The organism is Saliniradius amylolyticus (assembly GCF_003143555.1).
GTDB lineage: Bacteria > Pseudomonadota > Gammaproteobacteria > Enterobacterales > Alteromonadaceae > Saliniradius > Saliniradius amylolyticus.
Genome location: NZ_CP029347.1, coordinates 1560797 through 1574195, shown reverse-complemented (window position 1 = coordinate 1574195; position 13399 = coordinate 1560797). Strand labels below are relative to the sequence as shown.

The following is a 13399-nucleotide window of genomic DNA, read 5'->3' as shown; positions in this document are numbered from 1 at the left end:
GAAATAAAAAATCGCCCCTGGAAAGGGGCGATGGCAAGCTGGTTATTGCTTTAAGGGACTGACGAAACCATCTGGCTTGAGTGCCAGTACATCGCAGTCCAACTCATCAATGACATGCTCGGCAGTATTGCCAATCAAGGCAGCAGAAATGCCCTGGCGACCGACGGTACCCAATACGACTAACTCGGCATCCACATTACGAGCCGCGGCTGGTATCGCGTCTTCTGGCAAGCCTTCGCGCACAAAACAGTGTTCCTGACCGATGCCGTGCTTATCGGCAAATTCGCGCATTGTTTGTTCATGGTGCTCTTTGACCGATTGATTGAAACTGGCCGGATCGAACTCAGGGATCTCCACGGCAATATTGACTGGTGTTCCCGGATAGGAGTTCACCAGATTCATATCCGCATTCAGTGTATCGGCATAAGCCTTGGCAGTAGTGGCGATTTTGTCATTTAACTTGGCATGTTCCTCGTCCTCGGTACCCACATTCACTGCGGCCAGGATATGGCCCTGATCACGCCAGTCATGATCCTTAACCAGCAGTACCGGAACAGGGGATTTTCTCAACAGATGCCAGTCAGTAGGCGTGAAGATCACTGACTTAAGTGCACTGTGTTGGTGAGTGCCTTTAACGATCAGATCATACTGATGTTCCAGAGCCTCATGAACGATGGCTTCATAGGGACGGTTATGCCAAACCACTTTTGCTTTAACAGTGATACTGTCGTCCTGAACCTGGCTGGTAATGAGTTCACTCAACCACTCGGTGCGATCATCTACCACTGCCTGTCGCATGGTTTCTCGTTCTTCCACCGACAGCATGGTGGTCATCTCGTAAGAAAAGTCATAAATGGTCAAAAAGGCGGTGATGTCCGCCCCGGTTTTCTTGGCCAGCTCGACCGCTCGGTTTAGTGCCTTTTGCTGCTCGACAGTCGGGTCGACCACCACCAAAATATTATTGAAATCCAGCATCCTTTAAATACCTTACTCAGCTAATAGCAAGTTAAACAACTGGCATTAAGTGTATGTTCAAAAGGGAGTTTTCGCCAATAGTCTGAATTTGCGGTGGATCAAGCCTGAGAGCTTTAAGAACGGCGTCGCCATGGTGATTGGGCGTGTTCTTTGCGGGCAAGGGCGGAGGAGAAATTCAGAGGCGCCGTAAGCGGGAAAGTGATTTCAACCAAGCAAGCGCGAATGCCAGAACACCGTTCTGTATCTTACGGTGACAAGCCGCACTGACTGCGCTAAATGCAGCTGAGTGGCTCTTACGGCATCAAAAAAGATGATTAAAGGGGTAAAAAACCCCTTAACACTAGGACGCTTGTGTATTGGGGTTTTTCAGCGCCGCCACGTTCTCAACACTCTGTTCCAGTCGCCGTGGGTCCAGCAAGGTAATAAGCTTGCCATCCACCTGGATCAAGCCTTCCTGCTGGAAGCGAGTTAGCAGGCGACTGATGGTTTCTACCGTCAACCCCAGGAAGTTACCAATCTCGGCACGGGTCATGGTCAGTCTGAATTCCTTTGCCGAAAAGCCTCGTTCGCCATAGCGTCGACCCAGCTGTGACAGGAAGAAAGCCAACCGTTGAGTGGCGGTACGTTTATTCAGTAACAGGAACATCTCCTGATCGGCGAAAATCTCCTGGCTCATCATGCGCATTACCTGCTGGCGCAATCGCGGTAGATCGCCACTGAGGTTCTCCAGCGTGGAGTAGGGGATTTCACAAACCATGGCGGTCTCTAACGCCATAGCCGTACTGCGGTGGGCACTATTTTGAATGGCATCAAAACCCACCACATCGCCGGGAAGATGAAAGCCAATAATCTGTTCTTCACCATCGGGAGTGACAGTATAGGTTTTGAAGGTCCCGGTTCGCACCGCGTATAAGTTAGTCAGCGGGTCACCCGATTGAAACAGGGTGTCGTTTTTCTGGAATGGGCGTTTACGCTGAATAATATCATCCAGCTTGGCCATTTCGTTTTCACTTAACGAGAAGGGCAAACAGAGTTGACTGAAGCTACAGTTCTGACAGTGAATGGTACCGCTGGAAAACTTGGACATACCGGATTTTATACCTTGATATTATTCTTTCCACACTATATCGAATCTAGCCAGGGCTTTAAAAGTACCCACAAAGAAAAAATTACTAATATCAGGGCTAAGGTCGAACGTACCCACCGAAATCCTAGCCATTGCCGAAGTTGCTGACCGAGTGTTCCCAGCGCAATGAGTGTCGGTAGCGTACCGAGTCCGAAAAGCAGCATAATTTGGGCGCCTTGAATAGCGGAACCAGAAGCGACCGACCAACTTAAGGTGGAATATACCAATCCACAGGGAAGCCATCCCCAGACTAACCCATAGGGCAAGGCAGCCAGCGGTGAGCGAAATGGCAACAAAGACTTAGACAGCGGGGCAATGTGCCGCCAGACTCTGCCTCCCAGCCGTTCTAAATACGTCAGTCCTCGCCACCAGTTGCCCAAGTACAGACCCATGGCCAACAGTAATAAACCACTTATGGTATTAAGAATATAAGGTCCCAGAGGAAGATGCGCGCCCGCGGTGCTACCTAAGGCGCCCGCTAAGGTGCCTGCCAGGGTGTAGCTGGCAATCCGGCCGACGTTGTAACCAAGCACGTAGGGCCAGTGGGAACGGCCCCGGGGAATCGCGTAACTGAGTGCACCGACCACGCCGCCACACATACCGATGCAGTGTATACCGCCGGCTAAACCGATAAGAAGCGCCGATAGCAGGCTAATCTCTGGGGCCATCGTCGTTCGGTTTGCGCTTTGATTGAGAGGGTGTGTCGTCTTCGTCAAATAGGATGCTCGAGCCGTGACGCTCCAGATCGTCGAACTGACCGCTCTTTACTGCCCAGAAAAATACCATCACGGCTACGGCTACCAGCAGTATTGCCAGAGGAATCAACACATAGATAATGCTCATCGGGTCGAGTCTCCTGTTAACAGACGAACCGAGTTAACCACCACAATGATGGAACTGGCAGACATGCCGATCACCCCCATCCAGGGTGTAAGTATGCCGGCGACAGCCAGGGGCATCGCCAGCAGGTTGTAGCCGAGAGCCCAGGCGATGTTCTGACGAATCTTATTGCGACAACGCCTCGCCAGTTCCAGTAGATCCGGCAGGGCGGTCAATGAGCGGCCAACCAAAATAACATCGGCGGCATTTTTAGCCAAGTCGCTGGCTCCGCCCACCGCCACGGAAATATCGGCGGCCGCCAAAACCGGACTGTCGTTAATGCCATCGCCGATCATCATGACTTTACTCTGTTCCTGTAATTGCTTGAGCTGCTGTAATTTTTGTTCAGGTGTACACTGAGAAAAATACTGCTGAATGTTCAGCTGTTGGGCGACCTTTGCTACGTGCTTGGCGTGATCACCACTGATAATCAGACTGTCACAAGGCAGTGCAGCCACTACCGCAGCAGCTTCTTTCCGCAGCGGATCTTCCAGCACAAAGCCGCCAAGTACCTGATGCTCATCCTCCACAAGAATATGACAGTCCTTGAGAGGGCTATTGATGGTATGGCGCATGAATCTCGGGGCGCCGAGTCGGTAGAACTGCCCCTCGACCCACCCGCTTAGGCCCATCCCCGGATGCACTTCCACCCGCTCCGCTTGAACGCGCGGAAGCCCGGCAAAAGCCCGGGCGATGGGGTGTTCAGAAAACGCCTCCAGGCTGGCGGCAACAGATTTTAACTTAGCAGCATCATAGCCCGGGGCTGTATGGATGTCAGCCAAACGAAAGTGGCCTTCGGTTAAGGTGCCAGTCTTATCGAAGGCGACCTTTTGTACGCCTATTACACCTTCGAGCAAGTCAGAGCGTTTTAGCAGAATCCCTCTCTGGTTGAGCGCCCCCATGGCTGCCGTCAGCGCGGATGGTGTCGCCAGAGCCAGAGCGCAGGGACAGGTCGCTACCAATACCGACACAGCGAACCAAAGCGCATCGGGATGTCCGGCCCATTGCCAGCCCACGAAGGTTAACAGGGCAGTGATAAGCACGACGGTAACAAAATGACGAGCCAACCTGTCCACCATCAGCGCTACCTTTGGTTTACTGGCTAGTGCTTTATCCTGTAGCGCCATAATTTGGCTTATCAGGGCTTGCTTTAATGGTCGGCTGACTTCAATCACCAAGGCTCCGTACTGATTCTGGCTACCACCATAGACCACATCGCCAGTGGATTTATGCACTGGCTCGAATTCACCACTTAGCATGGATTCATCGATATAGCTGTTGCCGTCGATAATCCGGCCGTCCACCGGTATGGTTTCACCGGCTTTCACCAATACCTTCTGGCCCTGAGTCAGAGAGCGAGCCAGACACTGACGGTGCTCGCCATCGTCGATGACGGTGGCGGCTACTGGAATGAACTGAGTAATATTGGCCGACATCTCACTGGCTTTATGCCTGGCGCGATGCTCCAGGTAGCGACTGATCAGCAGCAAAAAGATGAACATGCATACTGACTCGAAGAAGACTTCGCCCTGTTGAGTTAATGTTGCCAGGGCGCTGGCACTAAAAAGAATAAGAATAGCCAGGCTTACAGGCACATCCATATTCACCGATCTGGCGCGCATAGCGCGCCAGGCACTGTGATAAAAATCGATTCCGGAATAGGCAACTACAGGGGTCGTCAGTACCAGGCTCACCCAATGCAGGAAGTGTCTGGTGTCTTCATCCAGATTGCCCAACAGACCAAAATACAAAGCCACCGCGATCATCATCACTTGCATGGACATGAGTCCGGCCAGACCAAGCTTTTTCAGAAACGAGCGTCCGACCTGCTGGTATTCCTGCTCATGGACTTCTGGCTGGAAAGGTTGAGCGTGATAGCCAATACGTTCGAATTGCTGCAGTAACGCGCTTAGCTTGAGCTTATCCGCCTGCCAGCGTACCGTCGCCCGATGGGCACTGACATTAACCGCCACCTGGATAATGCCATCCAGCTTTAACAGCTGCTTTTCAATCAGCCAGGCACAGGCCGCACACTTGATGCCTTCAAGCGTCAGCTGTATCTGCTTGCTGTTGCCCTCGTCAGCAACCAGCTCCTGCTGTAATTCGGGCGAGTCATACAGCCTCAGTGTGTCCAGCAGGCTTTGCTGTTCACTGGGTGTCTCTGCCGGGGCAGTGCGGAATCGGTAATAATCTTCCAGGCCGTTATCGACGATCGACTGTGCCACCGCCTGACAGCCGGGGCAGCACATGGCACGAGACTGACCTAATACTTCGGCGGTGTATTGATTCTGTTGAGCCACAGGCTCATGGCAGTGGTAACACTGGGTCAAGTTGGTTTCCCTAAGGGAGCAAACGCTGTGTCTGCTGCTGACCGTTAAAGCTTAGTGGCTGCTGGATTTTCCATTGTCCGTTTAAAGGGTGCAAGTTCAGCTTCCACTTACCTTCAAGTTGATGAGGCAGCTCGGCACGATAGATGCCGCCAGCATCACGGGTTAACAAAACGCGGAAATCCTTGTTCTCCAGTGTCGGGTGTTGGAAAAAGAGTTCCAGCGCCGTTCCGCTCTCAGGTTGGCCACTGATAAACTCCAAACTAAGGACGGTTTCAGAGACACTTAACTCGGTTGATATGCCCAGTTTTTGTGCCCGGCGTACCGCTGCCAACTGGCGGTTAATGGCCTTACCTTCTTTATAATAATCGTCTACCACCAGACTGTCTTTGGTGGTGACAGCCAGATACAGCATATGGCTACTAAGAATGATGGACAGCACTGGGATGGCGATCAAAAACCAGGGCCAGAATTGTTTATACCAAGGGCGAGAGTCAGACATTGTTAAATAAAATACAGGTTAAAATACAACAACGCCCCGCGGAGCGGGGCGTTCCTTTGCCAACAATTATTGTTGCGCTTGTTCAGACGTATCCTGTGACAGGCTGTATACATAGGCTGTCAGCACATGAACCTTGTCTTCACCCAGAATATCTTTCCAGGCAGGCATGACGCCATTGCGGCCGTACATCAACGTTTCGGTAACGGCTTTTTCGCTGCCGCCATACAACCAGGTGTTGTCGGTCAAATTAGGCGCACCAAATGCATACTTGCCTTTGCCATCCTGGCCATGGCAGGCCGCACAGGCTGCGAAGCGGGATTCACCGGCTTCAGCTAACTTGGGATCCACCTTACGGCCACTCAGACTCAAGGTATAGGCCACTACTTCTTTTACCCCTTGCTCACCGAATGCGTCTTTCCATGCTGGCATCTGACCTTGACGGCCTTGCAGCAGGGTCGTCTTAATCGCGCTGGGGCTGCCACCATAGAGCCAATCATCATCGGTCAGGTTGGGAAAGCCTCTCATTCCGCGGGCATCCGAACCATGGCACTGGGAGCAGTTTTGAATAAACAGGCGTTGACCGACCTTTAATGCCTCAGGGTCAGTAGCCAGATCTTTTACGTCCCGTTTGGCATAGGCTTCGAAGATCGGGCCAAAGCGTTCTTCAGCCTGCTCCATCTCACGGGCGTATTGCAGCAAACCACCTTCTTCCATGGCTGCCTGGCGCTTCTGCTGAACCTCCTCGACGCTGCGAGCATCCTGAATCGAGCTCTGCCAACCAAGCAGACCGGCAAAGTTACCCAGACCAGGGTAAAGTGCCAGGTAAATCAGTCCCCATACGATGGTGGCGTAGAACATGATGGTCCACCACCGGGGCAGGGGATTATTAATCTCAACGATACCATCAAATTCATGATGCATATCGTCGCCTTCCTTAACGCCAGTTTTATTTTTCAGACACCAACGTAAGATTAAAAAACAGCCTAAGATGGTGCCCAGTGTGATCACTGAGATCCAGATGCTCCAAAAGCTACTCATTGCTCGATGACTCCCGCTTTTCTTGTTGTGCTTCGCGCTTGGACGGCTTGTTCTCGTCGTCAAACACTAGGTTTGCCGCCTCGTCAAAACCCTTTTTGGATTTCTTGCTGTACGCCCACACCACGATTGCGATAAATAGTACAAAGACGGCAACCGTCCAAATAATGTTGATGGTTACCGAATCCATTATTTCAGCGCCGTTCCAAGTGACTGCAGATAAGCGATCAGCGCCTGCATCTCAGTCTTGCCTTTTACGGCGTCTTTGGCTCCGGCAATTTGCTCATCGGTGTAGGGCACGCCGAAGTCACGGAAGACTTTCATCTTCTTAGCCGTCAGTTCTCCGTCCAGAGTGTTTTCTGCCAACCAGGGGAAGCCAGGCATATTCGACTCTGGTACCACGGCTCTTGGGTTGATCAGGTGAACACGGTGCCATTCGTCACTGTAACGACCTCCCACGCGGGCCAAGTCAGGGCCAGTGCGCTTGGAGCCCCACAGGAAAGGACGTTCCCAAACAGACTCGCCAGCAACCGAATAATGACCATAGCGCTCGGTTTCGGCACGGAAGGGGCGAATCATCTGACTGTGACAACCTACGCAGCCTTCACGGATATAAATATCGCGTCCTTCCAACTGCAAGGCTGTGTATGGTTCTAAACCTTTTACCGGCTCAGTGGTTTGCTTCTGGTACATCAGCGGCACGATTTCCACTAAGGCACCAAAGCTAATTACCACCAGTACCATGATGGCCAACAGGCCGGTATTCTTTTCAACTAACTCGTGTACGTTCTTCATTAATCTGTTTCCTTATGCTGGCTGAGCTTCGGCCTGCAGGCTGTCTTTGGGCGCGCGAATAGTGCGATAGCAGTTATAAGCCATCAGCAACATACCGGCGACGATAAAGCAGCCGCCCAGGAAGCGGACAATATAGAACGGTTTGGAGGCATCAATGCTTTCGATAAAGCTGTAGGTCAGGGTGCCGTCGGAGTTAACCGCGCGCCACATCAGACCTTGCATTACCCCGGAGATCCACATAGCTACGATGTACAGCACCACGCCGATGGTTGCCAGCCAGAAGTGCACATTGACTAAATGAGTCGAGTACATACGCGGCTGACCGAATAACACCGGAATCAGGTGATAAATAGAGCCAATCGACACCATAGCAACCCAGCCTAGGGCACCGGAGTGCACGTGACCAATGGTCCAGTCGGTGTAGTGGGAGAGGGCATTCACGGTCTTGATCGCCATCATCGGACCTTCAAAGGTCGACATACCATAGAAGGACAAGGATACAATCAAAAAGCGTAATACAGGATCGGTACGCAGTTTATGCCAGGCACCGGACAGGGTCATAATACCATTGATCATGCCACCCCATGACGGTACGAACAGGATGACCGACATCACCATTCCCAGTGACTGAGTCCAGTCAGGTAGAGCAGTATAGTGCAGGTGGTGAGGACCGGCCCAGATATACAAGGCGATCAGTGCCCAGAAGTGCACTACAGAAAGGCGATAAGAGTACACGGGACGACCGGCCTGCTTAGGCACAAAGTAGTACATCATGCCCAAAAAGCCCGCCGTCAGGAAAAAGCCCACGGCGTTGTGACCATACCACCACTGCACCATGGCATCGACGGCACCGGCGTACACCGAATAGGATTTAAAGAAGGATACCGGCACCGCCATGCTGTTGGCGATGTGCAGCACCGCTACAGTCAGGATAAAGGCGCCGAAGAACCAGTTCGCAACATATATATGACTGACTTTACGAATGATCATGGTGCCGAAAAACACAATGGCATAGGCAACCCAGACAAGGGTGATCAGAATATCGATGGGCCATTCCAGCTCAGCGTACTCTTTAGATGAGGTCAGTCCCAACGGCAGGGTAATGGCTGCCGCCACAATCACCGCTTGCCAACCCCAGAAGGTAAAGGCTGCGAGCTTGTCGCTGAACAGACGCACCTGAGAGGTCCTTTGCACCACATAATAGGAGGTAGCAAACAAAGCGCTGCCGCCAAAGGCAAAGATTACCGCGTTGGTGTGAAGAGGTCTGAGACGGGAATAGGTTAGCCAGGGGGTGTTGAAGTTAAGCTCGGGCCAGATTAACTGAGCCGCAAGCAGAACGCCTACACTCATGCCGACAATCCCCCATATCACCGTCATCACGGCGAATTGTCGCACCACCTTATAGTTGTAGTCAGTATGTGCTTGACTGGTTTCACTCATTGTCATTTTTCCGCTGCTGGTTTTAAATGCTTCTGATTTTTTAACTAATTGTTACAGCCTGGTTAATTAACTGATAATTAGCCAAAAATACGAGTACAGTGGCTGCGAATGATACGTTTTTTGGGCATTAAAAGATAGCCTAATGCCGGCTTGATTGATCCGTATCAATGCTGCACACTGCCGCCTAAATCAAGTTCGTCGAATTATCCACCATAGCCTCAATGAAGCACTCTCTATGGCCTCTGTTTCTCTCTTTTGCCGCCCTGATGGCGAGCGTCTTTATTTTTTCAGATTGGTCCGGTGTCACCACCCTAAACGACGAACCGTGTCAGCTTGATCAAGGAAGCTGTCCTATTCAGCTTGGTCCACGTCAAGGTCGTATCATGCTGACACCTCAGCCCATTCCCCTCGAAGAAGAGTTAACGCTGCAATTTGAATTACCCGAAGGGTGGCAGCTGAACTCGGCGGTTATCGAAGGTGTTAATATGTATATGGGCCAAATCCCCGTTATCTTTGAAGGGCCCAACCGTGGCATCACTTTTTTGGGGGCTTGCTCTGAGCCTCGCATGCAGTGGCGCCTAGCCCTGAGGTTAGAACAACAAGACCAAAACGCCACCATTAGTCGCGAGCTTTACTTTACAACGCAGCGATAGGCCGCTTCTCAATCAGGTTCAGGCTCTCTTCGGCAAAGCCTGAACCGGCCTCGGTATAGAAGTTAAATACGTGCTCAATACCGTAGTCTAATAACTCTCTGCGTTCATCTTCATAACGGGCAATAGCGGCAGATTTTCCAGAATAACCAATGGACTTAAGTTGATCCTGAACGTGTTTGATGTCATCTACCGACGGTAGGGCGATCAGGAGCATTTCTACTTCGCTGAGGTCGAGGTTTTCCCAGAGATCGGCATCCTCACCATCGGCCAGCATTACCTGTAATCCGGCCTTTTTCTGCCGTGCTACCCGTTCAGAGTCGGCATCCAGCCCCCAGACTTGATCACCCAATACGTTTCTAAGCGCCATAAAGGCCCCTTTACCTACGCGTCCCATACCCAGTACCAAGACGCGCGCACCTTTTGGCTGCTGATAAACGTCTTCGGGCAGTCGGCGGCGACGCTCGAAGAAATTCAACAGCTTGTGCCAGCGGCTGTACCCGCTGTGAGCAAACTGGTAGCTTACACTGGTCAATATAAACGACAGCGACACAGCCAGTGCCAAAATGACCAGCCATTCTTTGGCCAGCCACCCCATATCCACACTCAGTGCGACCACGATTAACCCGAATTCACTGAAATTTGCCAGTGCCATGCCACATAGGTAGGCGGTACGTCCCCTTAGTCGCAGACCGGTAAACAAGAAGAAAAACAGCCAGAATTTTATTGGTAGTACCAGAGTAAGACCAAGCGCCATCAGTAGCATGGGAAGATTAGGAATGGCGGTAAATCCGATGGTCAGGAAGAAGCCGATAAGGAAAAGATCCTTAAAGTTCATCAGCGCCTTATTCAATTCTGCCGACTTGGTATGCCCGGAGAGCAATACGCCGACGATCAAGGCACCAAGATCGCCTTTTACGCCAACCAACTCAAACAGCTCATAACCGCCCAGCGCCAGGAAAAAGCCAGTAAGAGGCAGAAGTTCACCATGGCCGGACATCTGTAGCAATCGGGTCAGCAACGGGCGCAGGGGGATTAATGCCAGCAGGCCCAACGCATAGATGGAAGGCACCTTGCCGGTGGCCAATACCAGGAATACTACTGCGGCGATATCCTGCATAATCAGGATGCCTACCGCCAGCCGGCCATGCCGAGTCTGCATTTCTGCCGCTTCTTCCAGGATTTTAACAATACACACGGTACTGGAAAAACTCAGCGCAAAGCCCAGTAGGGCAGCTTCCTGCAAGCTTACGCTATCCAGGTAAGGTAGACCGATCGCCGCTGCCAGACTGACCAGGCCAACAGCAATGCTGGTCCACAGTACCATATGGGTGGTCGAGCCCAGCCAGACTTCCCGCTTCAGCAAGCCTCTGACATTAAGTTTTAAGCCAATGGTAAACAGCAACAGGGTGATGCCCAGATCGGCCAGAGCGTGCAGGCTCTGATTGGCCTCAAAGCCGAGAAAATGAAGTACAAAGCCTGCAGCCAAAAAACCAATCAATGGCGGAAGCTTAAGCAAACGCACGCCGAGGCCGCATATAAAGGCAAAGATAATAAAAACGTAATCCATGTATTAAGCTGTTTTATTGATTATGAATCCAGATTGCTGCTAAGGATAGCGAGCAAACGCCCTGTACGGCAAAGGATTTAGTTAAAAAGTCTCTTAAAAATTGATTTAAACCAAAGTGTTATACAAACAAGATCCGGCTTAACCCAGTGCTCGTATAAAGGGTGTGAACTGGAAAAAAATAGCACTATACGGGGATGAAAAGGTTACGCGTAACCATAAAAACTGTAAATATAGCAACGAGTTAGCTACCTTAGTGTACAAATAACTTAGTAAGAAGATAATTAAGAAGAAAATGAGTTTATCCGACGCCCAATCCTTTGAATGTCCGTATTGCATGGCAATCAATGATCTTGAGGTTGACCCCATCAATGATGTGGATCAATCGCAGGTTGTCGATTGCCAAGTATGCTGCCAACCTATTGTTATCAGAGTTACCGATGATGGACACGAGTATTACGTTGATGCCAGGGCTGAAAATGAATGAATCAAGCCCACATCATCCGGTTTCACAAAGCAAGGCTCGCCACGCGGCGGGCCTTGCTGGTTTTAACAAGGTGTAAATCGCAACTATTCTTATTTTAAGAGAGGTCGAAATGAAAGCACTATCGCGGCGAGATTTTTTAAAAGTGACAGGTTCTGCGCTTATTGGAGTAACAACCGGCGGTGTTTCTTTGCAAGCCTTGGCCAAAGAACAATTGCCACTGGACAACCCCAGCGCTAAGGCCTTGAAATACACTCATCAGTCTGACAAAGAAGGGCAGACGTGCGCCAACTGCATGCACATTCAGGGCGACGCCGGTAATGAGTGGCGGCCATGTGCGTTATTCCCAAATCATTTAGTGAACAACAATGGCTGGTGCGCAGGCTGGGTCAAACAGCCTTAAGGCTGGAAAAGGTGCCTGATTGCAGGCACCTTACTCACTAATTGCCGTACTGGACTAAAACATCATTAATAAAACTAATGGCGTCAGTGGTGTCAGTCCGGTAATTAAAGTCATTACCGACACAGTTCCCGTTTTTTGCCCAACCGAAAGACGTAACGGAAACGACCAGGTTGGTCTCTTTATAGAAGGTCGGGCCGCCACTGTCTCCGTAACAGGTTCCACCTCCGACGCCAGGGTTGTTGGAGAATTTAGCACTGGCTTCGCCTTGCCCACTTAGATAGCTATTGACCTCCAAGAGCCTTACGTCACCTTTATAGCGTTCATAGTCGCTCATTTCAGTTGGTGGTAGGGTGCCTTGACGTCCATACCCTACAGACTCAAAGAAGCGGCGATCCTGACCTTTTAGGTTCTCGAGAAATCCTTCTGGGGGCAGTTGTCCAAAACCGTTAGATGGGTAATAAGGTTGGTCGAGTATCACCACGCCAATATCATAGGTCATAGGGAACTCGCCATAGTCAGTCCAATCGGGGTGAGCGATAACCGCAGTCGTTGACATCCATTCATTATTGAACCAGTCCTGCAAACTAGCGTAATCACCTATACCAGAAAGCGCCTCTTCTTCGAAACGCACATAAGTAATATCGTTGGTATTACCGGCTTCGGATACACAGTGAGCGGCAGTAAGCATAACTCTCGGTGCGATCATGGTGCCGGTACAACTGAAGAACCCAACGCCATTTTGCACAAACAGCAGGGTACCAACATTAGGATGCTCACCGTTATCCGGCGCACCCCAGGTGATAGCCATGGCCGAACTGCAAGCACAAGAAGCTAAAGCAAGTGCAATAAGCTGTTTTTTAAACATGTGTTTCTCCAAAATAATCAGTTAATCAATAAGGTGCCTTACTTAACTAACTACAGGACAACTAACGGCAGGTGCTGTTACCTGGTAAGGAAGGAATGTAAGCATAGTCGACTTTAAAGCACCGAGTTAGCTGGCTGTATAATAGACGCTATTGGTTGTTGTAAAGCACAGAGAACTAAATAAGGAAAGGTCACATAAAAAGACTAAGACAGGTGGCGTTCTGATTGGCTCGTTGTTTGTGAACTACGATTCCTTCCTGTGATGCACAGGTTTATGAGACCGGCCAGAACATAGCCCAACAAGAGCAACATTCGGATCTGAGTTCCCATCCGCGAGGCCAACGTTTTAAAA

15 protein-coding genes are annotated in these 13399 nt (G+C 50.8%); 3 read left to right on the top strand and 12 right to left on the bottom strand.

Features of this window, described 5'->3' with window-relative positions; genetic code table 11:
* Positions 1 to 42: 42 nt before the first annotated feature.
* From uspE to ccoN, 10 genes are all read right to left on the bottom strand, one after another.
* Complete coding sequence (gene uspE / locus HMF8227_RS07385) at positions 43 to 975, bottom strand: universal stress protein UspE (RefSeq protein ID WP_109339569.1); 933 nt, start codon at positions 973 to 975, stop codon at positions 43 to 45.
* A 340-nt stretch (positions 976 to 1315) separates the two neighbouring features.
* Positions 1316 to 2062: a fumarate/nitrate reduction transcriptional regulator Fnr gene (gene fnr / locus HMF8227_RS07380; RefSeq protein ID WP_109339568.1), complete on the bottom strand. Its 747-nt coding sequence runs from the start codon at positions 2060 to 2062 to the stop codon at positions 1316 to 1318.
* A gap of 35 nt (positions 2063 to 2097) precedes the next feature.
* Positions 2098 to 2769 (bottom strand): sulfite exporter TauE/SafE family protein, encoded by a 672-nt coding sequence (locus HMF8227_RS07375; RefSeq protein WP_109339567.1) that lies wholly within the window; start codon positions 2767 to 2769, stop codon positions 2098 to 2100.
* Positions 2753 to 2944: a cbb3-type cytochrome oxidase assembly protein CcoS gene (gene ccoS / locus HMF8227_RS07370; protein WP_109339566.1), complete on the bottom strand. Its 192-nt coding sequence runs from the start codon at positions 2942 to 2944 to the stop codon at positions 2753 to 2755. The genes HMF8227_RS07375 and ccoS overlap by 17 nt, the downstream gene beginning before the upstream one ends.
* The gene (locus HMF8227_RS07365; protein ID WP_109339565.1) at positions 2941 to 5310 is read right to left on the bottom strand and encodes a heavy metal translocating P-type ATPase; all 2370 of its coding nucleotides are present in this window, start codon (positions 5308 to 5310) and stop codon (positions 2941 to 2943) included. The genes ccoS and HMF8227_RS07365 overlap by 4 nt, the downstream gene beginning before the upstream one ends.
* A 10-nt stretch (positions 5311 to 5320) precedes the next feature.
* The gene (locus tag HMF8227_RS07360) at positions 5321 to 5809 is read right to left on the bottom strand and encodes a FixH family protein (protein WP_109339564.1); all 489 of its coding nucleotides are present in this window, start codon (positions 5807 to 5809) and stop codon (positions 5321 to 5323) included.
* A 66-nt stretch (positions 5810 to 5875) separates the two neighbouring features.
* Positions 5876 to 6847, bottom strand: coding sequence for a cytochrome-c oxidase, cbb3-type subunit III (ccoP, locus tag HMF8227_RS07355; protein ID WP_109339563.1), 972 nt, complete (start codon positions 6845 to 6847; stop codon positions 5876 to 5878).
* On the bottom strand, positions 6840 to 7034 hold the full coding sequence (locus HMF8227_RS07350) for a cbb3-type cytochrome oxidase subunit 3 (protein ID WP_109339562.1): 195 nt from the start codon (positions 7032 to 7034) through the stop codon (positions 6840 to 6842). The genes ccoP and HMF8227_RS07350 overlap by 8 nt, the downstream gene beginning before the upstream one ends.
* A complete protein-coding gene (ccoO, locus tag HMF8227_RS07345; RefSeq protein WP_109339561.1) occupies positions 7034 to 7639 on the bottom strand; it encodes a cytochrome-c oxidase, cbb3-type subunit II in 606 nt (201 codons plus the stop codon). The genes HMF8227_RS07350 and ccoO overlap by 1 nt, the downstream gene beginning before the upstream one ends.
* 12 nt (positions 7640 to 7651) lie before the next feature.
* Positions 7652 to 9079, bottom strand: a complete 1428-nt coding sequence (gene ccoN, locus HMF8227_RS07340) for a cytochrome-c oxidase, cbb3-type subunit I (protein ID WP_109339560.1) — start codon at positions 9077 to 9079, stop codon at positions 7652 to 7654.
* A 221-nt stretch (positions 9080 to 9300) separates the two neighbouring features.
* On the opposite strand from ccoN, the gene HMF8227_RS07335 reads away from it, so the two are divergent.
* Positions 9301 to 9732: a hypothetical protein gene (locus HMF8227_RS07335; RefSeq protein ID WP_109339559.1), complete on the top strand. Its 432-nt coding sequence runs from the start codon at positions 9301 to 9303 to the stop codon at positions 9730 to 9732.
* Here HMF8227_RS07335 and HMF8227_RS07330 read toward each other — a convergent pair.
* Positions 9716 to 11299: a cation:proton antiporter domain-containing protein gene (locus HMF8227_RS07330; RefSeq protein ID WP_109339558.1), complete on the bottom strand. Its 1584-nt coding sequence runs from the start codon at positions 11297 to 11299 to the stop codon at positions 9716 to 9718. The genes HMF8227_RS07335 and HMF8227_RS07330 overlap by 17 nt on opposite strands.
* Positions 11300 to 11591: 292 nt before the next feature.
* Here HMF8227_RS07330 and HMF8227_RS07325 point away from each other — a divergent pair, with 292 nt between their 5' ends.
* Positions 11592 to 11783: a zinc ribbon domain-containing protein gene (locus tag HMF8227_RS07325; RefSeq protein ID WP_109339557.1), complete on the top strand. Its 192-nt coding sequence runs from the start codon at positions 11592 to 11594 to the stop codon at positions 11781 to 11783.
* 109 nt (positions 11784 to 11892) lie between these two features.
* Complete coding sequence (locus HMF8227_RS07320) at positions 11893 to 12183, top strand: high-potential iron-sulfur protein (RefSeq protein WP_109339556.1); 291 nt, start codon at positions 11893 to 11895, stop codon at positions 12181 to 12183.
* 37 nt (positions 12184 to 12220) lie between these two features.
* On the opposite strand, the gene HMF8227_RS07315 is transcribed toward HMF8227_RS07320, so the two are convergent.
* Positions 12221 to 13048, bottom strand: coding sequence for a S1 family peptidase (locus tag HMF8227_RS07315; protein WP_204101041.1), 828 nt, complete (start codon positions 13046 to 13048; stop codon positions 12221 to 12223).
* Positions 13049 to 13399: the final 351 nt, after the last annotated feature.

Bases quoted from the DNA above. Each gene is read 5' to 3' on its own strand.
- uspE (WP_109339569.1), bottom strand. From the start codon at position 975: ATGCTGGATTTCAATAATATTTTGGTGGTGGTCGACCCGACTGTCGAG.
- fnr (WP_109339568.1), bottom strand. From the start codon at position 2,062: ATGTCCAAGTTTTCCAGCGGTACCATTCACTGTCAGAACTGTAGCTTC.
- HMF8227_RS07375 (WP_109339567.1), bottom strand. From the start codon at position 2,769: ATGGCCCCAGAGATTAGCCTGCTATCGGCGCTTCTTATCGGTTTAGCC.
- ccoS (WP_109339566.1), bottom strand. From the start codon at position 2,944: ATGAGCATTATCTATGTGTTGATTCCTCTGGCAATACTGCTGGTAGCC.
- HMF8227_RS07360 (WP_109339564.1), bottom strand. From the start codon at position 5,809: ATGTCTGACTCTCGCCCTTGGTATAAACAATTCTGGCCCTGGTTTTTG.
- ccoP (WP_109339563.1), bottom strand. From the start codon at position 6,847: ATGAGTAGCTTTTGGAGCATCTGGATCTCAGTGATCACACTGGGCACC.
- HMF8227_RS07350 (WP_109339562.1), bottom strand. From the start codon at position 7,034: ATGGATTCGGTAACCATCAACATTATTTGGACGGTTGCCGTCTTTGTA.
- ccoO (WP_109339561.1), bottom strand. From the start codon at position 7,639: ATGAAGAACGTACACGAGTTAGTTGAAAAGAATACCGGCCTGTTGGCC.
- ccoN (WP_109339560.1), bottom strand. From the start codon at position 9,079: ATGAGTGAAACCAGTCAAGCACATACTGACTACAACTATAAGGTGGTG.
- HMF8227_RS07335 (WP_109339559.1), top strand. From the start codon at position 9,301: ATGAAGCACTCTCTATGGCCTCTGTTTCTCTCTTTTGCCGCCCTGATG.
- HMF8227_RS07330 (WP_109339558.1), bottom strand. From the start codon at position 11,299: ATGGATTACGTTTTTATTATCTTTGCCTTTATATGCGGCCTCGGCGTG.
- HMF8227_RS07325 (WP_109339557.1), top strand. From the start codon at position 11,592: ATGAGTTTATCCGACGCCCAATCCTTTGAATGTCCGTATTGCATGGCA.
- HMF8227_RS07320 (WP_109339556.1), top strand. From the start codon at position 11,893: ATGAAAGCACTATCGCGGCGAGATTTTTTAAAAGTGACAGGTTCTGCG.
- HMF8227_RS07315 (WP_204101041.1), bottom strand. From the start codon at position 13,048: ATGTTTAAAAAACAGCTTATTGCACTTGCTTTAGCTTCTTGTGCTTGC.